The sequence below is a fragment of the Bifidobacterium sp. KRGSERBCFTRI genome (genome assembly GCF_025908335.1).
Map to the genome: position 1 here is coordinate 679,619 of NZ_CP109653.1, position 22,797 is coordinate 702,415.

Annotated in this window: 17 protein-coding genes and 2 tRNA genes; 17 read left to right on the plus strand and 2 right to left on the minus strand. The window is 61.3% G+C overall.

Annotated features, from left to right (window positions below; translation table 11 throughout):
• Positions 1-129 precede the first annotated feature (129 nt).
• A complete protein-coding gene (locus tag OGI63_RS02765) occupies positions 130-1,446 on the minus strand; it encodes a DUF805 domain-containing protein (protein WP_011742710.1) in 1,317 nt (438 codons plus the stop codon).
• A gap of 167 nt (positions 1,447-1,613) precedes the next feature.
• Between OGI63_RS02765 and gltX the strand changes: the two genes are divergently transcribed.
• The 4 genes from gltX to OGI63_RS02785 all read left to right on the plus strand — a co-directional run bounded on the left by gltX (position 1,614) and on the right by OGI63_RS02785 (position 5,149).
• Complete coding sequence (gene gltX, locus OGI63_RS02770) at positions 1,614-3,134, plus strand: glutamate--tRNA ligase (protein ID WP_011742711.1); 1,521 nt, start codon at positions 1,614-1,616, stop codon at positions 3,132-3,134.
• Positions 3,135-3,332: 198 nt separating this feature from the next.
• Positions 3,333-3,405: transfer RNA gene (locus OGI63_RS02775), tRNA-Glu, on the plus strand.
• A 38-nt stretch (positions 3,406-3,443) separates the two neighbouring features.
• A tRNA-Gln gene (locus tag OGI63_RS02780) sits at positions 3,444-3,518 on the plus strand.
• A gap of 167 nt (positions 3,519-3,685) precedes the next feature.
• Positions 3,686-5,149, plus strand: a complete 1,464-nt coding sequence (locus OGI63_RS02785; RefSeq protein ID WP_011742712.1) for a metallophosphoesterase — start codon at positions 3,686-3,688, stop codon at positions 5,147-5,149.
• A gap of 109 nt (positions 5,150-5,258) precedes the next feature.
• Here the strand turns inward: OGI63_RS02785 and OGI63_RS02790 are convergent, their stop codons facing one another.
• Positions 5,259-6,035: an IclR family transcriptional regulator gene (locus OGI63_RS02790; protein WP_223895346.1), complete on the minus strand. Its 777-nt coding sequence runs from the start codon at positions 6,033-6,035 to the stop codon at positions 5,259-5,261.
• A gap of 364 nt (positions 6,036-6,399) precedes the next feature.
• Between OGI63_RS02790 and leuC the strand changes: the two genes are divergently transcribed.
• The 13 genes from leuC (at position 6,400) to OGI63_RS02855 (ending at position 22,702) form a co-directional block, all read left to right on the plus strand.
• On the plus strand, positions 6,400-7,803 hold the full coding sequence (gene leuC, locus OGI63_RS02795; protein WP_003807585.1) for a 3-isopropylmalate dehydratase large subunit: 1,404 nt from the start codon (positions 6,400-6,402) through the stop codon (positions 7,801-7,803).
• A gap of 89 nt (positions 7,804-7,892) precedes the next feature.
• The gene (gene leuD / locus OGI63_RS02800; RefSeq protein ID WP_011742714.1) at positions 7,893-8,582 is read left to right on the plus strand and encodes a 3-isopropylmalate dehydratase small subunit; all 690 of its coding nucleotides are present in this window, start codon (positions 7,893-7,895) and stop codon (positions 8,580-8,582) included.
• A 350-nt stretch (positions 8,583-8,932) separates the two neighbouring features.
• Complete coding sequence (locus tag OGI63_RS02805) at positions 8,933-10,597, plus strand: ATP-binding protein (protein ID WP_003807593.1); 1,665 nt, start codon at positions 8,933-8,935, stop codon at positions 10,595-10,597.
• Positions 10,598-10,789: 192 nt separating this feature from the next.
• The gene (locus OGI63_RS02810) at positions 10,790-11,932 is read left to right on the plus strand and encodes a diguanylate cyclase (protein WP_011742716.1); all 1,143 of its coding nucleotides are present in this window, start codon (positions 10,790-10,792) and stop codon (positions 11,930-11,932) included.
• Positions 11,933-12,027: 95 nt separating this feature from the next.
• Entirely contained in the window at positions 12,028-13,353 is a 1,326-nt protein-coding gene (gene murA, locus OGI63_RS02815; protein ID WP_011742717.1) for a UDP-N-acetylglucosamine 1-carboxyvinyltransferase, read from the plus strand.
• 369 nt (positions 13,354-13,722) lie between these two features.
• Positions 13,723-14,604: a lysophospholipid acyltransferase family protein gene (locus OGI63_RS02820; protein ID WP_041777470.1), complete on the plus strand. Its 882-nt coding sequence runs from the start codon at positions 13,723-13,725 to the stop codon at positions 14,602-14,604.
• A 171-nt stretch (positions 14,605-14,775) separates the two neighbouring features.
• Complete coding sequence (locus tag OGI63_RS02825) at positions 14,776-15,774, plus strand: NAD(P)H-dependent glycerol-3-phosphate dehydrogenase (protein ID WP_011742719.1); 999 nt, start codon at positions 14,776-14,778, stop codon at positions 15,772-15,774.
• 74 nt (positions 15,775-15,848) lie between these two features.
• Positions 15,849-16,985 (plus strand): D-alanine--D-alanine ligase family protein, encoded by a 1,137-nt coding sequence (locus tag OGI63_RS02830; protein ID WP_011742720.1) that lies wholly within the window; start codon positions 15,849-15,851, stop codon positions 16,983-16,985.
• A gap of 231 nt (positions 16,986-17,216) precedes the next feature.
• Positions 17,217-18,383: an ABC transporter substrate-binding protein gene (locus OGI63_RS02835; protein ID WP_011742721.1), complete on the plus strand. Its 1,167-nt coding sequence runs from the start codon at positions 17,217-17,219 to the stop codon at positions 18,381-18,383.
• 1 nt (position 18,384) lies between these two features.
• On the plus strand, positions 18,385-19,299 hold the full coding sequence (locus tag OGI63_RS02840) for an ABC transporter permease (protein WP_003807614.1): 915 nt from the start codon (positions 18,385-18,387) through the stop codon (positions 19,297-19,299).
• 47 nt (positions 19,300-19,346) lie between these two features.
• Complete coding sequence (locus OGI63_RS02845) at positions 19,347-20,204, plus strand: ABC transporter permease (protein ID WP_011742722.1); 858 nt, start codon at positions 19,347-19,349, stop codon at positions 20,202-20,204.
• Positions 20,201-21,388, plus strand: a complete 1,188-nt coding sequence (locus OGI63_RS02850; protein ID WP_011742723.1) for an ABC transporter ATP-binding protein — start codon at positions 20,201-20,203, stop codon at positions 21,386-21,388. Before OGI63_RS02845 ends, OGI63_RS02850 begins: the two co-directional genes overlap by 4 nt.
• Positions 21,389-21,583: 195 nt before the next feature.
• Positions 21,584-22,702 carry a CPBP family intramembrane glutamic endopeptidase gene (locus tag OGI63_RS02855; RefSeq protein ID WP_011742724.1) on the plus strand — a complete coding sequence of 373 codons (1,119 nt, stop codon included), beginning with the start codon at positions 21,584-21,586 and terminating at the stop codon, positions 22,700-22,702.
• The last annotated feature ends 95 nt before the right edge of the window (positions 22,703-22,797 follow it).

The following is a 22,797-nucleotide window of genomic DNA, read 5'->3' on the forward strand; positions in this document are numbered from 1 at the left end:
CTACCCGTAACGAATGATCTGAAACGAATAATCCCGGTATCCTGCGATTGCACAGGATACCGGGATTATTCGTTATTCGTTATGGTGTGCCACGTTTTGTGTGGCGATAAGGCGGGGATCAGAGCGAAATCAGAGCTGCTGATCGGTGCCGTTCGCCGGATCATTCGGTACTGCCGGAGCGTCCGAATCCGCCGGAGCGTCGGTATTCGGCTGCTCGTGCGGATGCTGGAACTGGGCCGGCACTTCCGGCATCGGCGGAATGGACGGTGTCGGAGGCATGGTCGGAACAGCCGGCATCGGAGGCATAGACGGTACGGACGGAGCCTCCGCCAGCGGATTCTGCTGAGGTGCGGCGTATTGCGGCGCGGCGTGCTGCTGCGCGGCGTCATACTGCGGTGCCGGAGCTGTGTACGAATCGGTCGGAGTCGCTGGTGCCGTGTACGGCGCGGCCGGTGCCGCAGCCGCCGGATTGGTCGGCAGCGGGACGTTGCCGTACGAGGTGGCCTGCGCCGCATACGGGTCTGCCGGAGCCTCGCCCGTGGCGGGAGCCCATGCGTTGGAAGCCGTAGGAGCGTCGAAACGCGCGCCTTCCGGATTGGAATCGCGGGCCATCAGCACAAAGTAGAACACACCGCTGGCAATGAAGGCCAGCACGCCGAGGATCAGCAGGACAACGCCGCCGATGCTGACGCTGTTGCCCGCCTCCAACGACCTGAACGAAAGACTGCTGCCGATGATGAGGATCAGACCGATGGCGAAGAAGATTCCGGCGGCCGCCTGTACCGCGTAGATGATGGCCAGCACGGTGCCACGCATGTTGATGTCATGCAGACGACGTACGCCAAGCGCGATGGTCGGCACAAGCACGACGAGTCCCCAAATGGAGGAGAACGAGTCTCCGACGGTGGCGATCACGCCGGAATCGGTGAGGTTCCTCAACGTGCGGAATACGAGACTCAACACGAAAGTGACGACGGTATAGGTGAGGAACCACCACCAGAACTCGCTACGCGAGGCGCGGCCCTTGAACACCGCGTACTTCTTGAAGAAACGGACGATCGCCTCGCCCAGGTTGCAGCCATATGCGGGCATGTCAAGCGGCGCGGTCAATGCGAAGAAGCTATTGCCCGACTGCGGTTGCGGTGCCGGCTGCCCGTAATTCGCGGCTGGAGCCTGGCCGTACTGAGGGGCCTGTCCATATTGAGGGGCCTGAGCGTACTGCGGAGCCTGGTTGTATTGCGGTTGCGGTGCTTGGCCGTACTGCGGAGCCTGACCATACTGAGGTGCCTGGTTGTAGTTCGGGGCGGCGTACTGGGGCGCCTGCGCCTGCCCGTAATCCGGCGTGCCGTACTGCGGTGCCGTCTGGCCGTAGTCGGGGGCAGGAGCCTGACCATACTGCGCTGCCGGCTGCGGCACCTGCGGATTGTATTGGTTGGGGTCCGTCATTAGAGTGCCCTTTCACAAAACGGTGACTAAAGAATAAAGAAAGTCGCTTCATACATTACTCCTTTGCCGATGTGAAGATAGGGAAAAATATTGCAGTATGGAACGCTGCGGAAGAAAAACGGCGATTGGGTCGTGGCACGTCCGGTTTGCGCGGCACAATGGAGCCTATGACTGAAGTTGAAAATACCAGACCGGAACTTCCTGAAAACGTTCGTGTGCGTTTCTGCCCGTCCCCGACCGGCATTCCGCACGTCGGCATGGTTCGCACCGCACTGTTCAACTGGGCTGAGGCCCGCCACACCAAGGGCACGTTCGTGTTCCGTATCGAGGATACGGACGCCCAGCGCGACTCCGAGGAAAGCTACAACCAGATCATCGAGGCCCTGAATTGGCTGGGCATCGACTGGGATGAAGGCATCAACGTGGGTGGCCCGGACGGCCCGTACCGCCAGTCCGAGCGTGGCGACATCTATAAGGACGTCGCAGCCAAGCTGCTCGAAGCCGGCTACGCCTACGAATCCTTCTCCACTCCTGAGGAGATCGAGGCCCGCAACGTGGCCGCCGGCCGTCCGAAGGCTTTCGGCTATGACGGCTACGATCGCAACCTCACCGAAGAGCAGAAGGCCGCGTTCCGCGCGGAAGGCCGCAAGCCGGCCCTGCGTATCCGCATGCCCGACGAGGACGTCGCTTTCGACGACCTTATCCGTGGTCGCATCGAATTCAAGGCCGGTTCCGTGCCGGATTACGTGATCGTGCGTCCGAACGGCGACCCGCTGTACACGCTGACCAACCCGGTCGACGACGCCATGATGCGCATCAACGTGGTGCTGCGCGGCGAGGATCTGCTGAGCTCCACCCCGCGTCAGATCGTGCTGTACCGTTACCTGATCGAGCTGGGCGTGGCCAAGGAAATGCCGCTGTTCGGCCACATGCCGTACGTCATGGGCCAGGGCAACAAGAAGCTGTCCAAGCGCGATCCGGAATCCAACCTGTTCCTGCACCGTGACAACGGCTTCATCCGTGAGGGCCTGCTGAACTACCTGGCGCTGCTGGGCTGGTCCATCGCCCCCGACCGCGACGTGTTCTCCATGGACGAGATGATCGAGAAGTTCGACGTGCGTGATGTCAAGGCCAACCCGGCCCGCTTCGACGTCGACAAGGCCATCTCCATCAACGCCGAGCACATCCGCATGCTCGAACCGCAGGACTTCCTGAACCGTTCCGTGCCTTACCTGCACCGCGACGGCGTGGTCTCCGCCGATTCCTGGGATGCGCTGACCGACCGCGAGCGTGAGGTGCTCACCGCCGCCGCTCCGCTGGTCCAGCCGCGCGTGCGCCTGCTGGGCGAAGTGGCCGGCATGGTCGGCTCCCTGCTGTCCACCGAAGGCTACATCGAGCCGGACGCCGACGCCAAGAAGCAGCTGAAGGATTCCGCTCCGGCCGTGCTCGACGCTGCGATCGCGGCGCTGGACGCCGTTGCTGAGGGTGATTGGAAGACCGACTCCCTGCACGAGACGCTGAACAAGGCGCTGGTCGAAGACGGCGGCTACAAGCCGCGTCTGGCTTTCGGCCCGGTGCGCGTGGCCATGAGCGGCCGCCGCGTGTCCCCGCCGCTGTTCGAATCCATGGAAATCGTCGGCAAGGACGTTGCCATGGCTCGACTCAAGGGCCTGCGCGAGCACCTGTGAGCCGTTGAGCTGCTGACTGTTAGCTGAATGATGGAAACCCGCCGGAGTGATTCGGCGGGTTTTCGTTTATGCGGAAGGCTGGTGCGGAATGGCGGAAAATAGCGCGACACGCCGTAAGTTGCGCGACTGTGCTGTTTCGCGTATATTTATCACTCGTTGCGGTTCACAGCCTAGTTGAGAATCACAGCGATAACTCAAGCCCCCGTCGTCTAGCGGTCTAGGACTACGCCCTCTCACGGCGCCAACACCGGTTCAAATCCGGTCGGGGGTACGACGGACAACTTTTCGAAGTTGCCACGCCTGCCAAATTGGGATGTGGTGTAATTGGCAACACAGCTGATTCTGGTTCAGCCATTCTTGGTTCGAGTCCAGGCATCCCAGCCAATGAGCCCTCGCAGATGCGAGGGTTTTTTGTTTTTCGCACCTGTCTGTTCACGCCGCTTTGGGCGGTGGGTTGATGGATTTTGCCGGATGCGATGTGGCAGCGCAATCTGCTGACGCCCTGCGTGAATCGCACATGTAATCGCCCAATGTTGCATTACCCTAGAAGTATGACCGAATTGCAGCATGCCGCCAAAGCCACGCGCCCGCGCATCCAACCAGCGGAAGAGGGGGACCGTCGACCGCTTTCCGTATCCGCACGGCTCGGCCGCCTGCAATTCCACCAGTCCGGCAAATTCCGCGTATTGCAATTCGCCGACATCCAAGACGGGCCGAAAGTCAGCAAAGACACCATCAGCCTCATCGAGGCCTCGCTTGACGCCACACGCCCCGATCTTGTTATTTTCAACGGCAATCAGATCGCCGGATATGATTCCGCATACGCGCTGACCTCCCGCAAGCGTCGCTGGGACGCGCGTCCGGCATCCGCATCGTCCGAAGCGTCCGGGGAACGCTATGCGGCCGCATTGGAACACACCCGCGAATTGGTGCGAGCCACCATCGAACAACTGGTCCACCCGCTTGCCGACCGCGGCGTGCCGTGGGCTGTGACGTTCGGCAACCATGACTTCCAGTGCGGGCTCGACAATGCCGAGATCGAAAGCATCTGCCGCGAATTCCCAGGGTGTATCAATCCGGAACGCGCTGCCGACGGCACGACGGGCATCGCCGTGAAACATGGTGTGAAACATGATGTCGGCGATATGGAACAGGACTTCGGATTGCCGGAACAGCCCGTGATCGCGTGCGCGCCCGGCACATTCGCGTTGTCGGTGACGGACGTCGATCGCACGTATGGCGTGTTGGGCTTGGTCCTGCTGGATTCGGGCGATTACGCGCGTTCCGGCGGCTACGGAAGCCCGTCGGAAGCCGCGCTGCGCTTCCTGGCGGATGCGCCGGGGCTGATGGCGGCGCAATCGCAGCAGCTGCAACAAGACCGGCAAGATGAACAGGACTCGCCGCGCGAACCGCGCAAGACGCCGTCCACGCTGCCATGCATGGTGTTCCAGCATTTCCCGATCGAACAGTATTATCGCCTGCTCAAGCCGGTCGCGGCCACCGCTGCGCGCGCGATTGAAGGATACCGCAACTTCGCGGGGCGGCATTTCGTGCTCAACGAAGACAAAACGCAGCCCGGAAGCTATCTGGGGGAGGGCGTCAGCTGCCCGGATGCCGACAGCGGCGAATTCGCAATCCTTGACAAGGCGGGATATTTTGCGATTTCCGCCGGGCACGACCACCGCAACGCCTTCGTCGGTTCCGTGCCGGTCGGAACCGACGGTGACCGGCAGATGATGATGGTCGCCTCGCCGACCAGCGGTTTTGGCTCATACGGCCCGGTGCCGGCCAAGCGTGCCGCTCGACTGTTCGAATTCGACATCCGCCACCCGTACGAGCCGCGCACGCAGCTGTTGGAATACGACGAGCTGGTGGGCAAACCCAGCGCGGGCAAGGCCTACGCCTACGGCATGACCAGCGAATCGAAGCCCGATTCGGAAGGCATGGACCTGCTCCACAGGCCGACGTGGTGGAGCAAGACGTGGAACAAGCTGGTCTCGCTGTTCCGCCGGTGACTGTTCTGGTTTCCGGCATCCAACTTTGGAATGAATACAAAAAAGCTGACGATGGGAACTTTCCATCGTCAGCTTTTTACGTTAACGTATGCGACTGGTCGCGGACCTGTCAGCGGCCGGAAGACGCCTTGATCAGCGCGTCGGTCAGATACTTGCCGGCGGCCATGACCAGCGGCGCGTAACGGCGGCCGGGGTTGGCGCCCATACGGCCATTCGGGCCGGAAATTGAAATAGCGGCGATCACCTGGCCGGACGCGTTGCGAATCGGCGCGGAAATCGAACACACGCCCTCATCGCGTTCATTGATCGACTCGGCCCAGCCGCGCTTGCGGACGGCGGTGAGCTTGGCCGCAGTGAACTTGGCGTGGCGAAGACCCTGATGCAGACGTTCGGAATCCTCCCAAGCCAGCAGAATCTGGGCTGCGGAACCGGCTTCCATGGACAGCATCGCACCAACCGGAATGGAATCTCGCAGGCCGGACGCGCGCTCCACGGCTGCGATGCAGACGCGCTGATCGCCCTGACGGCGGTAAATCTGCGCGGATTCGCCGGTGCGGTCGAGCAGGGTCTGCAGAATCGGCGCGGCGGCGGTCAACAGGCGGTCCTCGCCGGCTGCGGCCGCAAGTTCCGCGAATCGCGATCCGAGCACGAAACGACCGTGCTGGTCGCGCAAAACGAAACGGTGACGTTCCAGCGCGATCGCAAGACGATGCGCGGTCGGACGAGCCAGACCGGTCGCGGAAACCAGCTGTCCGAGTGTGGCTGGGCCGGATTCAAGAGCGTCGAGAATCTTGACTGTCTTGTCGAGCACGCCGACCCCGGAATGAATTTCGTTGCTTTGCGGGGTGGCTGCGTAATTGCCGTTTGCCTCGTTCGTGGCGTTCATGGCCTGCGTTTTGGGCATGGCGTTGCTCGTATTCGAAGAAGAAGTCATACGCTGAATTATGCCATCTCACATATTGAAATGCAAAATGTATGTGGTTCGCGACTGGGGTAAAGCAGATTATTTACCTTGCTTCCACCGGCTGGCGAAGCTGGGAAAATGCTGAAGTTTCAACGATTGCGCATATGCCGTAAGAAGACGGGAAGTAACTTTTCCGCGTTTGCCGCGCTCGTCCCTCGTTCATATCTCATATACCGGCATGAAGGACCTCGAACCCGTTTCAAGCCCATAGGCTTATAGCACGAAGAATGCGGCAAGGCAATAGCCGCGAGGAAATTAGTGAGGAAAAATCTGAGGAGGTCCCACAATGGGAACTACATTGGCCGAGAAGGTCTGGGCCGATCATTTGGTACGCAAGGGTAGCGATGGGGCTCCCGACCTGCTGTACATCGACCTGATGCTCATGCACGAAGTGACCAGCCCGCAGGCGTTCGAAGGTCTGCGTCTGGCGGGACGCAAGCCGCGTCACGTCGACCAGCTGATTGCCACGGAAGACCACAACACGCCGACCGTCGACATCGACCGTCCGAATCCGGACGAGACTTCGGCGCTGCAGCTGAGCACGCTGGAAAAGAACTGCAAGGATTTCGGCGTGCGTCTGTGCCCGCTCGGCGACGCTGACCAGGGCGTGGTCCACGCGTTCGCTCCGGTGCTGGGTCTGACCCAGCCGGGCATGACCATCGTGTGCGGCGACTCGCACACCTCCACTCACGGCGCGTTCGGTGCTATGGCCATCGGCATCGGCACCTCCGAAGTGGAGCACGTCATGGCCACGCAGACCCTGAGCCTGAAGCCGTTCAAGACCATGGCCGTGAACATCGAAGGCGACCTGCCGAAGGGCGTCACCGCCAAGGATATTATTCTGGCCATCATCGCGAAGATCGGCACCGGCGGCGGCCAGGGCCACGTTATCGAATACCGTGGCGAAGCCATCAAGAAGCTGTCGATGGACGCCCGCATGACCATCTGCAACATGTCCATCGAAGCCGGCGCTCGCGCAGGCATGATCGCCCCGGACGAGGTGACTTTCGAATACCTGAAGGGCCGTCCGCACGCGCCGGAAGGTGAGATGTGGGACAAGGCCGTCGAATATTGGAAGACGCTGAAGACCGATGACGATGCCGTGTTCGACAAGGAAGTGACCATCAACGCCGAAGACCTCGAGCCGTACGTCACGTGGGGCACCAACCCGGGCCAGGGCGTGAAGATCTCCGGCGTGGTGCCGGATCCAGCCTCCTTCAACGACGAGACTGAGCGTTCCGCCGCCGAGCGTGCCATCGCCTACATGGGACTGAAGCCGGGCATGCGCATCAAGGACATCGCCGTGGACACCGTGTTCATCGGCTCCTGCACCAACGGCCGTCTTGAGGACCTGCGCGTGGCCGCCTCCATCATGAAGGGCCACCACAAGGCCGACAACATCCACCGCGTGCTCGTGGTGCCGGCATCCTCCCGCGTGCGCCTGCAGGCGGAAAAGGAAGGCCTCGACAAGATTTTCAAGGACTTCGGCGCCGAATGGCGTAACGCCGGCTGCTCCATGTGCCTGGGCATGAACCCGGACAAGATGGTGGCCCGCGAACGTTCCATCTCCACCTCGAACCGCAACTTCGAAGGCCGTCAGGGCAAGGGTTCGCGCACGCATCTGGCGTCGCCGGCCGTTGCCGCCGCGACCGCCATCCGCGGCACCATCTGCTCGCCGGCCGACCTGTGAACCTGCTGCGAGCGGAAGCTGCGAACGCAATCGTAAGTAATCGAAATATCGAAATCGAATATCGATAGGCAATCGAAGGATTTGTTGACATGGAAAAACTGACTACCCTTACCGGCGTGGCCGTGCCGCTTCGCCGTTCCAACGTTGATACCGACCAGATCATTCCGGCCGTGTTCCTGAAGCGCGTGAAGAAAAGCGGCTTCGACGACGCCCTGTTCTACGCGTGGCGCCGCGACCCGGAATTCGTGCTGAACAAGCCGGAATACAAGCAGGGCAAGATTCTGGTGGCCGGCCCGGATTTCGGCATTGGTTCCTCCCGTGAGCACGCCGTGTGGGCGCTGCACGATTACGGTTTCCGCGTGGTGATTTCCTCCCGTTTCGCCGACATTTTCTACGGCAACACCGCCAAGAACGGCGTGCTGGCCGCAATTATGCCGCAGGAATCCATTGAGCTGCTGTGGAAGCTGCTGGACGAGGAGCCGGGCCGCGAAATGACCGTCAGCCTGGAAGACCGTACCGTCACCTGCGGCGATGTGACGTTGCCGTTCGAAGTGAACGACTACACCCGCTGGCGTCTGATGAACGGCTACGACGACATCGACCTGACGCTGCAGCACGAAGACGACATCATCGCATACGAGAAGATGCGCGCCGAAAAGTTCCCGTTCAAGCCGAAGACCCTGCCGGTCAAGCGCGAGCCGGAACAGCCGATCGAATCTGCCCGAGAGGGTGAATACCCTGATTGGCAAGGGCCGTTGGCCGATCGCGGCATCATCTGACGCGATGGCTGGTCGGCAGTGCAGTGCACTGCCGACAGGGCCTTGCCCGAGTCCGAAACGAGGGCAGCAATGAGCCTGCGCGCAGCGCAGTCCATAATTGCAGGACAGGGCCGTTGGCTGATCGCGACGGTAGCCCATTTCATCATTGGCTGACCGCAACCACATCTAACTTTTCCCAAGCCCGGCACCCAAGCCGGGCTTTTTGTTTACCTTCCATCACCTTTCCGCCAACAGCAAATTCCACAAAGCGGTGGCAAAGCGCGCGCAAAGCGGTGGTAAAATCATAATACGACGGCAAAGTGGCGGCAAAGCGAGCGTAAAACGCGTGGTAGGTAAGGCGGTGATGGCCAATGGACGGTAGCGAGCACGATGATGCCTGGTGGTCCCGGGAGGTTCCTCGGATGCGTGAAGGCAACCGTTTGGAAGCGAAACGTGCCAAGGGCGGCCTGCCCCACAGTTTATGGGAGACGTACAGCTCCTTCGCCAATACCGAAGGTGGGCTGATTCTGCTGGGCGTGTCCGAACATGAAGACCATTCTTTGTATATCACCGGAGTAGATGATGCGCGGAACATGGCGCAGGATTTTTGGAACATGGTGCATGATCCATCGAAGGTCAGTGCCGTTGTGCTGAGCGACAACGACGTGGTGATTCGCCATACCTCGCAGGGAGATGTTATTTCCATCGACATTCCTCGTGCGGCGAGGGACTGTATTCCCGTGTACGTGGGCCAGAATCCGATGACGGGCTCATACCGGCGTAATGGCGATGGCGATTATCTGTGCGATGAGGAAACGGTTCGTGCCATGCTTCGGGACAGTGACCTGCTTCCCTTGGACAGAACGATTGTTGAAGGCATGGGTGCTGACGCGCTCAACGCGGATAGCGTCGCATCATATCGTCGGCAGTTCAAGAACAGACGGCCCGGCCATCCATGGGTCGGATTGTCTGATGAGGATTTCCTGCTTCGCATCGAAGCGTTGCGGCTTGATGGTTCTCAGGTGCGTCCCACACGAGCCGGATTGCTGATGTTCGGTGAGGCGTGGCGAATCACGTCCGAATTCCCCTACTATTTCCTGGACTATCGCGAGGTCATGGACGACCAGGAGCGGTGGAATGACCGATTCACGTCGGATGATGGCACTTGGTCGGGCAACTTGTACGATTTTTGGGGCAAGGTGGTCAATCGTCTGCGGTCGGCTGTTGCCCATCCGTTCCAGCTTGATGCCGATTTGCATAGGATTGATGACAATCTGATGGATAAGGCCGTTCGTGAGGCTGTCACCAACACGCTCGTTCATGCCGATTACTTCATTCGCCGGGGCACGGTGATCATCCAGTATTACGACAGAATCGTATTGTCGAATCCCGGCAGCCTGCGTCTTTCCTCCGAAGAGGTGATGCAAGGCGGCATTTCGGATACGCGGAATCCCACGTTGATGAAAATGTTCAATCTGATTGGCATCGGAGAAAAGGCGGGCAGTGGTTTTGACGTGATGCGTGAAGGCTGCCTGTTCGCAGGAACCGCCGCGCCGGAATTGGAAGTGTTCGACGATCCGGGGCGTGTGCAGCTTACGTTGTATCCGCGCAAGATCGCCGGAGATTCCATGATCGCCGGAGCTTCTGCTGTTCCCGGAGTCTCTGCAGATGGCGGGGGCCCTGTTGGTGCGGAGTCGCCGACAATGCGGAATTCGGAGCATGGCACTGGTACGGTCCATAGGATTGGCGCTCGCGGGGCTGACCGTTTGAACGACATGGTCGGCACATTCGGCAAGAACGTGGCCCTACCTGCCGATTTCGGCAATGCGATCAGGCCGCAAAGCCAGTTGGAGAAAATCACCTATGCGTTGACGGTCGGCGGACCGCAACCCACCTCGTATCTGGCTGTGGTGCTGGGGCTTGGCCTCACCCGTACCCGGGAGATATTGGCCTCACTGGTGAAAGACGGTGTTATTGAACCAATAGGCGTCGGACGCGGACGCAAGTACCGTCTTGCCGAGCATACCGGCTCATGACGGCGTTCCGGTTCTCTGGACTTGACCTGGATCGAGAGCCCAAACTCGTCTGGGGAAGTCCTAGCCAAGGAGGTTTCCAAGGTGAGACGGGGCGTGCAGGCGGGACGTGTGTCGCGTTACAGTGGACATGACATTTCGTGTGTTCGCATCGCATATCCAAAACATGACACGAGAACAATTTCGGGGAGCAGTATGAGCCAGGGTTTCGCGCCGTTTTACGACGTCAATCGCACGTATGAAGACAACTATCTGCAGGGGCCCTTCGGTGCGTTCGCCGAAGTGATGAAGGGCGATTCCGCTGCCGGCGCCTCCGCGCAGTCTGCACAGACCACCCAGTCGCAGTCGTCCGACCAGGCCGAGGAATTCCTCGGCTTCCGCGTGAACCTGCCGTTTGGCATTCCCGCTGGTCCGCTGCTGAACGAGCGGTTCACCACCGCCGCCTTCCGCATGGGTTTCGATTTGGCGGTGTACAAGACGGTCCGCTCCCGCGCGTGGGGTTGCAACGCCTTCCCGAACGTGCTCGCCGTGCATCCGAAGAACGCAGACGGGTCTCTGGTTCCCGGCAGCGCCGAACTGGATGAAGGCGTGCTTGCCGACACCCGATATGAGCTTCCGATTTCGATCTCCAACAGTTTCGGCGTGCCGTCGCGTGACCCCGACGAATGGCAGCCGGACATGAAGAAGGCGATCGCCGCCGCCGGCGACGGGCAGCTGCTCGTGCCCAGCTTCCAAGGTTCCCGCGTGGACGGCATGGACCGCAAGGCGTACATCGCCGACCATGTCACCACCGCGCATCTGGTTACGGAAACCGGAGCCGGACTGATGGAAATGAACACCAGCTGCCCCAACGAAGGTCACAATCGCCTGCTGTGCCACGACCCGCATCTGGTGGGGGAAATCACGGAAGCCGTGAAAAACGAAATCGGCGATCGCCCGCTCATCGTGAAACTCGCCTACATTCCCAACGACACCGACCTGGAAACCATGGTCAGGGAAACCGTCGGACATGGCACCGTGCAAGGCTTCTCCACCATCAACACGATTTCCGCGCGCCTAGTGGACGCGAACGGCAACCAGGCGCTGCCGGGAGCCGGACGTGACCGTTCCGGCGTGTGCGGCAACGCCATCCGCGGCGCCGGTCTCGACATGGTCGGCAGGCTCGCCGCCATCCGTGAAAAACTCGGCTTCGACTTCGCCATCGTGGGCGTGGGCGGCGTGATCCGTCCTGACGACTACAAGGCGTACCGTGAGGCTGGCGCGAACGCCGTGATGAGCGCCACCGGAGCCATGTGGGACGCGAATCTCGCGCGCGAAATTAAGGAGACACTGCGCTGAATTCCGTTTTTCGCGAACATGCTACATGCCTTATGGCAAACTAAGCAGCAGTGTTTTTTGAGCTTGATCCAAAAGGGAATCGAAAGAGGTTGAGCGTGTCTGACAATAAGAACGACATTCTGCACGTCGAAGGCGGCAAGCCGCTGAACGGCACCATCAAGGTGCGCGGCGCGAAGAACTTCGTAAGCAAGGCCATGGTCGCCGCATTGCTGGCCCCGGGCACATCCGTGCTGAAGAACGTTCCGGAAATCCGCGACGTGCACGTGGTGTCCGACCTGCTGCGCCTGCACGGCGTGGACGTGACCGTGGACGGCGCGAACGGCGTGGTGACGATCGACGCCACCAACGTGCAACTCGCCGACGTGGCCGACGTGGACACGCTGTCCGGCTCGTCCCGCATTCCGATTCTGTTCTCCGGCCCGCTGCTGCACCGTCTGGGCGAAGCGTTCATTCCGGCGCTCGGCGGCTGCAACATCGGCGGTCGTCCGATTGACTTCCATCTGGAAACCCTGCGCAAGCTCGGCGCGAACGTCGACAAGGAACACAAGGACGGCATTCACATCACCGCTCCGAACGGTCTGCATGGCGCGAAGATCCACCTGCCGTACCCGTCCGTGGGCGCCACCGAGCAGACACTGCTCGCCGCCGTGCTCGCCGAAGGCAAGACCGAGCTTTCCGGCGCCGCCATCGAACCTGAGATCATGGATCTGGTGAGCGTGCTGCAGAAGATGGGCGCCATCATCTCCGTGGACGTGGACCGCACGTTCCGCATCGAAGGTGTCAAGGAGCTCAAGGGCTACACGCACACGTCTCTGACCGACCGCATCGAGGCCGCCTCCTGGGCGTCCGCCGCGCTCGCCACCCATGGCGACATCTTCGTCAAGGGCGCCACCCAGCCGGAAATGATGACCTTCCTGAACGTGTTCCGCAAGATCGGCGGCGAATTCGACATCACCGACAAGGGCATCCGATTCTGGCATCCGGGCGGAGATCTGAAGCCGGTGGCCATCGAAACCGACGTGCACCCGGGCTTCATGACCGACTGGCAGCAGCCGCTCGTGGTGGCGCTGACCCAGGCCAACGGCCTTTCCATCGTGCATGAGACCGTGTATGAGAACCGTTTCGGCTTCACCAAGCCGCTGGTGCAGATGGGCGCCACGATTCAGCTGTACCGCGAATGCCTCGGCTCCCTGCCGTGCCGCTTCCAACAGCGCAACTACAAGCATTCCGCGGTCATCTTCGGACCGACCCCGCTGACCGGCCGTGACATCGACGTGCCGGATCTGCGCGGCGGCTTCAGCCACCTGATCGCGGCGCTCGCCGCCAAGGGGCCGTCCAACGTGCAGGGCATCTCCCTGATTGACCGTGGCTACGCCGACTTCCGTGGCAAGTTGGAGGCTCTCGGCGCAGATTTCGACTGATTCGCTGCGATTGGTTCGATGAATCGGCTGCGGCTGATTTATTGCGATTGGCCAATCGTGATTGATGATTCGCAATTGAACAGTTGCGATTGACAGTCGCGTCGAACGCCCATGTTGCTTTCACCGGTACTCGCCTTACGCGGGTGCCGGTTTTGTTTTATCCGCGATTGCCGCTGCCGCAATCGCAAACCTGCTTTCCATACCTTCCACATCTTCCGCATATTCCTTTTACTGCCTTATCGCCCGTCTTTTCTGCATCATTTGACGGCCAAATGATGCAGAAAACGATGGCATGAGGCAGTAAAAAGCAAGATAACGCGGAAAACATCGATGACGAACGTATCGGCGGCCGGTGGCACAATGGAAGCCATGGCATCCAAAGGAAAACCGTCGCCGCGCTCCGCAGTGAAGCCGCTGAGCGACGAGCAAGTCGCAAAACTCGCGCAGAAGCATCATCTTGTAGACCCGACCCACGATTTCCCGACCGGTCCGCGCAAAGCCAACACCACGGAAATCGAAGCGCAGAACCCCAAAGCCACGCATCGCCTGCTGACCGGCTGCGACGTGGTGCTGCGCAATCACAGCAAAGTGAAGGCCTGGGGCTTGGAACACGTGCCGGAAACCGGCCCGTTCATCACCGCCGCCACGCATGTGACCATGTACGACGTGTTCGTGCCGATGGTCTCGATGTTCCATCAGGGCCGCCGCCCGCGCTACATGGCCAAGGCGGAAATGGCCAAATGGCCGCTGATCGGCAAATGGTTCCAGCTGGTCGGCATGCAGCCGGTGCAGCGCCGCGCGGGCAAGGCCAAAGCCATCGAGGAAACGTCCGTGGAAATCCTCACTTCCGGCCGCCCGCTGACCGTATGGCCGGAAGGCACCGTGACGCGCGATCCGCAGAAATGGCCGATGAGCATGAAAAACGGCGTGGGCGTGATCGCCCTCGAATCCTCACGCCGACTCGGCTACCAGGTGCCGCTGTACTGTGCCGTGACCTGGGGCGCGGCCAGCATCAACCACTGGTGGCCGTGGCCGCGCAAGAACGTGGTGATGTGCTACGACGAAGCGCTCGACTACGCGGACCTGCTTGACGGCTGCGATTCCTGGGGAGACGAAGTGCCGACGGACCGCGCCGACGAACTCACCCGACGCATCCGCGTGCGCATGACCGAAATCATGGCCGAAATCCGCGGCGAACAGGCACCTGACGGCTACTGGGACTACCGCACCATGAGTCGCGTGAAAGACTGATTTTCCCCCACACACCCGTTCCGGCGGCGAACAAAATACGCGTGCGACCGGAACACGCGGCCGGTGTGCGTAGCCGGCGGTAGCATAAGACAACGTCGATTGAAAGCGGCGGCCGATGTGGCATACGCTCGGCCGCAAAAAGCAATCCAAATAATCCAAGGAGCAAAATTCATGGCGAATGTGACGGTACTGGGCGCTGGCGCTTGGGGAACGGCCTTCGGTCAAGTGCTTGCCGACGCGGGCAACAACGTGACCATGTGGGCCATCGAACCGGAAATCGTGGAAGGTATTCGTGACCATCACCACAACGGTGTGCGCCTGCCCAGCGTGGAAACGCTGCCCAGCAACATGACCGCCACCGGAGACCGCGCCGAAGCCGTGGCCAACGCCGACATCGTCATCGTGGCCATCGCCGCGCAGTTCGCACGCGTGGCACTGACCGAATTCAAGGGACTCATCCCCGAGACCGCGCTCGTGGCCTCCCTGATGAAAGGCATCGAACGCACCACCGGCAAACGCATGGACGAAGTCGTCATGGAAACGCTCGACCTTCCGGCGGAACGCTTCGCCGCCATTTCCGGACCGAACCTGAGCAAGCAGATCGCCGACCGTGAGCCGGCCGCGACCGTGGTCGGATGCGCGAACATCGACAACGCGCGCACCATCGCCACCGCCTGCACCACCGACTACTTCCGTGCGTTCGTGACGCGCGACGTGATCGGCTTGGAAATGTGCGGATCGCTGAAGAATGTGGTGGCGCTCGCCGTGGGCATGGCCCGTGGCGCAGGCTACGGCGAGAACACCGCGGCCATGATCGAAACCCGTGGCCTTGCCGAACTGACCGCGCTGGGCGAGGCGGCCGGAGCCGATCCGAAGACCTTCGCCGGACTTGCCGGCGTGGGCGACCTCATCGCCACCTGCGGTTCCCCGCTGAGCCGCAACTACACGTTCGGTTCCAACCTCGGCAAGGGCCTGAGCGTGGAAGAGGCCACCAAGGTGAGCAACGGCGTGGCCGAAGGCGTGCCGACCACCGACGCGGTGGTGGCGTTGGGCAAGCAGTACGGTGTGCCGACCCCGCTCGCCACGGCCATGAGCCACGTGCTGGACGACGGCATCTCCTGCGCGCAGATGCTGTCCGAACTGTTCGGCGAAGGCATCACCGAGGAGTAGCAGCCGGCTTGTATGCTGGATGCTTGGCAAAAATCCTGAAAAGTCATAAAAGTTAAGGAATAAAGGCTATAGATATGGCAAAAAAGCGCATTGTGGTGATGTACGGCGGCAAGGCCGACGAGCATTCGATCTCCTGCATCTCCGCTGCGAGTGCGCTGCGCGCGCTGGACACGGACAAGTTCGAAGCCATTCCGGTGGGCATCACCAAGGACGGCAAGTGGATCGTCAACGGTGAGAATCCGCTCGGATGGAGCCTGGACGAAGGCCTGCCGACCGTGGAGAAAACCCCAGGCGCCAAGGACGTGGTGCTTGAAGTGGCTCTCGGACAGGACGGCTTCTTCGCCCGCGAGGATGACGGTACGATGACCCCGTTCGGCCATGTGGACGCGGTGTTCCCCGTGCTGCACGGGCCGTACGGCGAGGACGGTACCATCCAGGGTCTGTTCGAAATGATGGGCGTGCCGTACGTGGGGTGCGGCGTGCTCGCCTCCGCGGCCTGCATGGACAAGCATTACACGAAGGTGCTGCTCGCGGCCGCCGGCATTCCCGTCGCGCCCGGCATCACGCTCGACGCGCGTTCCTTCGACAAGGCTTCCGAATTCAAGACCGACGCCGATGCGATCATGGCGCAGGTTAGCGAAGCCGGCTTGCAGTATCCGCTGTTCGTCAAGCCGTCCCGCGCCGGTTCCAGCTTCGGCGTGACCAAGGTGGAGCATGAGGGCGATGCGGCCGAACTTGCGGCCGCCGTGTACGAGGCGTCCCGCCACGATTGGCGCATCCTCGTGGAACAGGGCATCGACGCGCGCGAAATCGAATGCGCAGTATTGTGTCCGAAGGCTGGCGAAGCGCCGCAGGCCAGCTGGCCGGGCGAAATCGTGCTCGACAAGCGCGCCGAAGGCGACGACCAGTTCTACGACTTCGACAGCAAGTACATGGACGCCGCCGCAAGCCACGTGGAAGTGCCCGCCAACCTGCCGGAAGAGACGCTGAACCTCGTGCGCGAAACCGCCAAGAAGGCGTTCGTCGCCGTGGACGGTGCCGGTCTGAGTCGCGTGGACACCTTCGTGACCAAGGACGGCAAGGTGATGGTCAACGAAATCAACACCATGCCGGGATTCACGTCCATCTCCATGTACCCCAAGGCATGGGAGGCCACCGGCGTGCGCTACACCGACCTGATCACCAAGCTGATCGAAGGCGTGCTGCGCTGAATCCTGAATCTCATCCGAGCTGAGCCGAAGCCGTGCTGCATTTCGAGCTGAAAAGCGCAAAGAAAGCAACACGAAAAAGGCCAGTTCATCGTAAGTTTGCCGAAGCGAAACGGGAATATTCCTAAAAATCGCTTCGGCTTTACTTATTCTTTGACACTGCGTTAGGTAACGCCATTACGTTTCCATGTTGTCGATTCCAAGAACAACAAAACAACAAAGGAAACGAAAACGATGAACGCTTTGCGCAAGATCGCCGTCGGCTCGCTCGCCGCCGTGCTCGCATGCTCCATGGCCGCCTGCGGATCAGGTAACGCCAATTCCACCGATAGCGCCTCCAACACCGGTAAAACCGTGAAAGTGGACGAAAAGTCCGCAAAGGCCACTTCGATCTCCGATTTCGGCGGCATGGACGGCCTCGTGGCCGCTGCCGAAAAGGAAGGCGCGCTCAACGTGATCGCGCTTCCGCACGACTGGTCCAACTACGGTGACGTGATCAGCGGCTTCAAGAAGAAGTATCCGAAGATCAAGATCAACGAGCAGAACCCGAACGCCTCCTCCAAGGAGGAAGTGGACGCCGGCAAGACCAACAAGGGCACCGACGCCGCTCCGGACGTGTACGACCTCGGCCTGGCCGTGGCCTCCACCAGCACCGACAACTTCGCCTCGTACAAGGTGCAGGCCTGGGACAAGATCCCGGATTCCGTCAAGGATAAGGACGGCAAGTACTACGCCGACTACACCGGCATCATGTCCATCGGCTGGAACGCCGACAAGTACGGCGACATCAAGTCCATCAACGACCTGACCGACCCGAAGTTCGCCGGAACCGTGGCGCTCAACGGCAAGCCGGCCGAAGCCGGCGCCGCGTTCAACGGCTACCTGATGATCAACCAGCTGGCCGGCGGCGACATCAAGAACCTGCAGCCGGGCCTCGACTTCTTCAAGAAGCTCAAGGACTGCGGCAACCTCACCACCGTCGACGTGACCGACGGCACCATCGACTCCGGCCAGACCGGCGTGGTGATGGACTGGACCTACAACCAGGCCTCCTACCAGAAGAGCCTCAAGGCCAAGGGCGTGAACTGGAAGTTCAAGACCTTCAAGAACGCCCAGGTGGTCAGCTACTACAACCAGGCCATCAACGTGGACGCCCCGCACCCGGCCGCAGCCCGCCTGTGGGAGGAATACCTGTACAGCGCCGACGCCCAGAACGACTGGTTCAAGGGCGGCGCGAACCCGGTACTGCTCGACTCCATGAAGAAGGACGGCACCGTCGACCAGACCACCCTCAAGAACGCCATCACCATCGACGGCGATCCGGTGAGCTACACCAACGAGGATTCCACCCGCATCACCACATGGCTCCAGGACAACTGGGACAAGACCATCGGCAACTGACATGACCGCAGTGCTTACCTCAGGAGCTCACGCCAAGCGCGCGGGCTCCTCCGCCATCTCGTTTGCCGCGCATAGGCGTGAACTCGGCACCATCGCCGTGTCCATCCCGTTCTTCGCCTACACCGCGTGCTTCCTGCTCGCCCCGACGGTCATCGTCATCGTGGGCGCCTTCCAATCCGCCGACGGCAGCTTCACCGTGGCGAACTTCAACAAACTTTTCGAAGCGAACACCATCGCCGCATTCGGCACATCGATACTCGTATCGGTCGCATCCGCGGTCATCGGCGCCATCGTGGGCGCGCTCGCCAGCTACGCCCTCGTCATCGGCTCCAAGCCGAACGGCCTGCTGCGCCGCATGATTTCGGCCATCTCGTCGGTACTCGCCCAATTCGGCGGCGTGATGCTGGCGTTCGCGTTCATCGCCACCATCGGCATCAACGGCGTGGGCACCATGCTCATCAAACAGCTGACCGGCTACGTGGTGAATCCGAACTGGCTCAGCTCGCTGCCGGGCCTGATCACCATCTACTGCTACTTCCAGATTCCGCTGATGATCATCATCTTCCTGCCCGCGGTCGATTCCATCCGCCCGCAGTGGCGCGAAGCCACGGAAAGCCTCGGCGGCAACACCTTCCAATACTGGACGCGCGTGGCCGGCCCGATTCTGGCGCCGCGATTCATCTCCGCGTTCCTGCTGCTGTTCGCGTCCGCGTTCTCCGCATACGCCACGGCCGCCGCGCTGTTCTCCCAGCGTTCGATCCTCGTGCCGCTGATGATCCAAGGCGCGATGCGCAACGAAATGGACCCGAACCAGCAAGGCTTCGCGCAGGTGCTCGCCTTCGCCATGATCGTCGTCGTGGCGGTGGTCATGATGATCAGCCACGCCGTGGAAAAGAGGGCCGGACGATGGCAGTGAACGCAAATACGCAAACCGTAAGCGCGCAATCGGAGGAAAAGCAGAACATGCAGGAATCGCAAACCATGCCGCCGCAGCTGCGTGCGGCCAGACTCGGCAAGCAACGCATCGTCAAAACCATCATTCTCACGGTGACGCTGCTGTTCCTGTTCGTGCCGCTGGTGTCCATGTTCCTGTTCACCATCCGACACCCGTTGTCCGGAAAATGGAGCTTCGACCCGTGGATCGCCATCTTCACCGGCGACGGCAGCGCGCTCGGCGCCGACCTGAGCACCCTGTGGAGCGGCCTCGGCGCTTCGCTCGCGCTGTGCGTGGTGACCGTGCTGATCATGCTCGTGCTGCTCGTGCCCACCATGGTGATCGTGCACATCCGCTCGCGCAGACTGGAACGCGCCATCGAATGGGTGGCCACGCTGCCGCTGACCATTCCGGCCATCGTGCTGGTGGTTGGCCTGGGACCGATCTACCGCTGGCTGTCCGCCGACGTGCTGAGCACCAACCCGATCTGGCTGTGCTTCGCCTACGTGGTGCTGGTCATGCCGTTTGCCTTCCGCGCGCTTGCGGTGGGACTCAATTCCATCGACGTGAAGACGTTATGCGAGGCCTCACGGTCCCTCGGCGCTTCATGGCCGCGCGTATTCTTCCGCGTACTCATTCCGAACCTGTGGCAGTCGATCCTGTCCGCATCGTTCATCTCCATAGCCGTGGTGCTGGGCGAATACACCGTCGCCTCACTGCTCGGCCGTATGAACCTACAGGTCGCGCTGTACCAGCTCGGCCAATCCAATTCGCAAATCTCCACCGCAATGTCGCTGCTGGCACTGCTATTCGGCGTGATTCTGCTGGTGGCTCTCGATCTGATTTCCGGCGCGATGCGTCGGAACAAGGAAGGTGACAACTCATGACTCTCGCCGAACAGAAGGCGGTGGTTGCCCATACCTCGGAAGCGTTCTCCGATACCGAACCCAACGTGGTGACCGAAGCGGCGAAGGCCGTGCTCAAGGATTCCGAAGCGCGCGGCGGCGGTGTGCAGATGCTTGGTGTAGACAAGATCTACCCCGGTTCGACCGTCAAGGCGTTGGACGATTTCAACCTGGAAATCAATCCGGGCGAAATGGTGGTGCTGCTGGGCGGCTCCGGCTGCGGCAAATCCACCGCGCTGCGCTCCCTGGCCGGGCTGGAAGACATTCAGGCCGGACGCATCCTCGTCGGCGGCCAGGACGTGACCGGCGTGCCCGTCAACAAGCGTGACATGGCCATGGTGTTCCAGGCCTACTCGCTGTTCCCGCACATGACCGCGTTGCAGAACGTGGAATTCGGCCTTGAAATCCGAGGCGTGGACCGTGCGGAACGCCGCCGCCAGGCCATGGAGAAGCTGGAACTGGTCGGACTTGCCGACCAGGCGAAAAAGTACACGCAGCAGATGTCCGGCGGCCAGCAGCAGCGCGTGGCCCTGGCCCGTGCGCTGGCCGTGAACCCGCGCGTGCTGCTGCTCGACGAGCCGCTGTCCGCATTGGACGCCAAAGTGCGCGTGCAGCTGCGCGACGAAATCCGCCGCATCCAACTCGAAGCCGGCACCACCACCGTGTTCGTGACCCACGACCAGGAAGAAGCCCTTGCCGTGGCCGACCGCATCGGCGTGATGAACCACGGCCGCATCGAGCAGATCGCCGACCCGCAGACGCTGTACCGCCGCCCCGGCACGGAATACGTGGCCACCTTCATCGGCCTGACCAACCGTCTGCCGGGAATCGCCAACGGTGAGGAGGCCGTGGTGTTCGGCCAGCGCGTCCCGCTGCTGGACGGTTCCGCCACCGACGCCTCCACGGTGCTGGTACGCCCCGAGAACATGACGATCGAACTGACCGACGATGCCGATGCCGTCCACGGAGCCGGCGAACTTGGCCGCGTGGAGATGGTGCATTTCCTCGGCGCGCTGGCCCGCGTGGACGTGCGCGTAGCCTGCGCAGGCATGGGTGGCACGATTCGCGTCACCGTGCAGCTGCCGGCCAACGAGCTGCCCGCAGGACTTGCGATCGGAGCGCAGGTCGTGGTCGCGCCTCGGCCGATTCCGGCGCTCGCCGTCTGACGATTGGTTGCTGCGCGCGATCGTTGCGTACCGTCATTGCGTGCGATCGCCGTGCGTGATTATTGCGTACGGTCGCCCATCGCGTGAGCCGAGCCATTCGCAGGGCTGAGATTCCAAGCTGATATTCAGAGAACTGGTAGTACAGTGCTGGATATCAGCTTTTTTATTTGCTTGCCGTAAGTTCGTAAGGTGACCATGACGTTTCCGCAACAACCGCAACAGCCGCAGTACCCCCAGTATCCGCAGGGACCGGCACCGCAATATCCGCAATCGCAATTCCCGCAGCAGCTCCAGCAGCCGAATCGCAATCCGTTCTTCGAATGGCTTCAGCGGGCGAAACGCGACTTTTCGCGCATCGGCGCAAGCCTGTGCCTGATGGTGATCATCTGGTACGCGGGCGTCTTCCTGCTCAAAGGCGTGGTGCGCGCGGTCGCGGGCGGTGTAGGCGCCGGCGGCGATATGCCGAATTGGATGACGTTCCTCATTTCCGACGTGCCGCTGTATCTGATCGCCATGCCGGTCGCGGTGGTGCTCATGGGCAAATCGACCGTCATCGAAACCCGCAAATTCAACATGAAACCGGGCATGTTCTTCAAGCTGCTGCTCATGTGCCTGCCGATGATGTGGGTCGGCAGCATGGTCGGCAGTATGCTGTCGCTGGCGCTTTCCGACGGTGAAGCCACGAACCGCGTAGCCGATCTTGCCATGCAGACGAACATCTGGAATGTCGTGTTCTTGGTGATTCTTGGCCCGATTTTCGAAGAATGGATGTTCCGCAAGCAGCTCATCGACCACACTCGCAAATACGGAGAGAAAACGGCGATTCTGCTGTCCGGCCTTGCGTTCGGACTGTTCCACATGAACCTGTTCCAGTTCTTCTATGCGTTCCTGCTGGGAGTCATGTTCGGCTACATCTACATGCGCACCAGCAAACTGCGCTATTCGACGGCCATGCACATGATCATCAACTTCAACGGCGGCGTGCTCGCGCCGTGGATTCTGACGCGCGTCGACCTGGACCAGCTGGACAAGGTGTCTCAGGCCGCGGAAAACGGCAATGTGGCGGCGATGGAACAGTGGGCGTCGCAGAACGCCACCGGGCTGGCGATCATGCTCGTCTATTTCCTGCTGTACGGTGCCGTGATTCTCGCCGGATTCGTGCTGCTGATCCGTAACTTCAGGAAAGCCGAATTCTACATCGCGCCGGAGGAGCTGCCGCGTGGGACCGGCGCCAGAACCGTGTACGGCAACGTCGGCATGATCACGTTCATCGTGCTCACGGTGCTGCTGACGGCGATCAGTCTGTTCCTATAGCCGCAGTCGCGCGGATTATGAAGGCCGGCCGGGGATACGTTCCCGGTCGGCCTTTCTGTTGCCTGCATAGCTTGTGTTGCGTGCGTTGCGTTGCG

Bases quoted from the DNA above. Each gene is read 5' to 3' on its own strand.
- OGI63_RS02765 (WP_011742710.1), bottom strand. From the start codon at position 1,446: ATGACGGACCCCAACCAATACAATCCGCAGGTGCCGCAGCCGGCAGCG.
- gltX (WP_011742711.1), top strand. From the start codon at position 1,614: ATGACTGAAGTTGAAAATACCAGACCGGAACTTCCTGAAAACGTTCGT.
- OGI63_RS02785 (WP_011742712.1), top strand. From the start codon at position 3,686: ATGACCGAATTGCAGCATGCCGCCAAAGCCACGCGCCCGCGCATCCAA.
- OGI63_RS02790 (WP_223895346.1), bottom strand. From the start codon at position 6,035: ATGAACGCCACGAACGAGGCAAACGGCAATTACGCAGCCACCCCGCAA.
- leuC (WP_003807585.1), top strand. From the start codon at position 6,400: ATGGGAACTACATTGGCCGAGAAGGTCTGGGCCGATCATTTGGTACGC.
- leuD (WP_011742714.1), top strand. From the start codon at position 7,893: ATGGAAAAACTGACTACCCTTACCGGCGTGGCCGTGCCGCTTCGCCGT.
- OGI63_RS02805 (WP_003807593.1), top strand. From the start codon at position 8,933: ATGGACGGTAGCGAGCACGATGATGCCTGGTGGTCCCGGGAGGTTCCT.
- OGI63_RS02810 (WP_011742716.1), top strand. From the start codon at position 10,790: ATGAGCCAGGGTTTCGCGCCGTTTTACGACGTCAATCGCACGTATGAA.
- OGI63_RS02820 (WP_041777470.1), top strand. From the start codon at position 13,723: ATGGCATCCAAAGGAAAACCGTCGCCGCGCTCCGCAGTGAAGCCGCTG.
- OGI63_RS02825 (WP_011742719.1), top strand. From the start codon at position 14,776: ATGGCGAATGTGACGGTACTGGGCGCTGGCGCTTGGGGAACGGCCTTC.
- OGI63_RS02830 (WP_011742720.1), top strand. From the start codon at position 15,849: ATGGCAAAAAAGCGCATTGTGGTGATGTACGGCGGCAAGGCCGACGAG.
- OGI63_RS02835 (WP_011742721.1), top strand. From the start codon at position 17,217: ATGAACGCTTTGCGCAAGATCGCCGTCGGCTCGCTCGCCGCCGTGCTC.
- OGI63_RS02840 (WP_003807614.1), top strand. From the start codon at position 18,385: ATGACCGCAGTGCTTACCTCAGGAGCTCACGCCAAGCGCGCGGGCTCC.
- OGI63_RS02845 (WP_011742722.1), top strand. From the start codon at position 19,347: ATGCAGGAATCGCAAACCATGCCGCCGCAGCTGCGTGCGGCCAGACTC.
- OGI63_RS02850 (WP_011742723.1), top strand. From the start codon at position 20,201: ATGACTCTCGCCGAACAGAAGGCGGTGGTTGCCCATACCTCGGAAGCG.
- OGI63_RS02855 (WP_011742724.1), top strand. From the start codon at position 21,584: ATGACGTTTCCGCAACAACCGCAACAGCCGCAGTACCCCCAGTATCCG.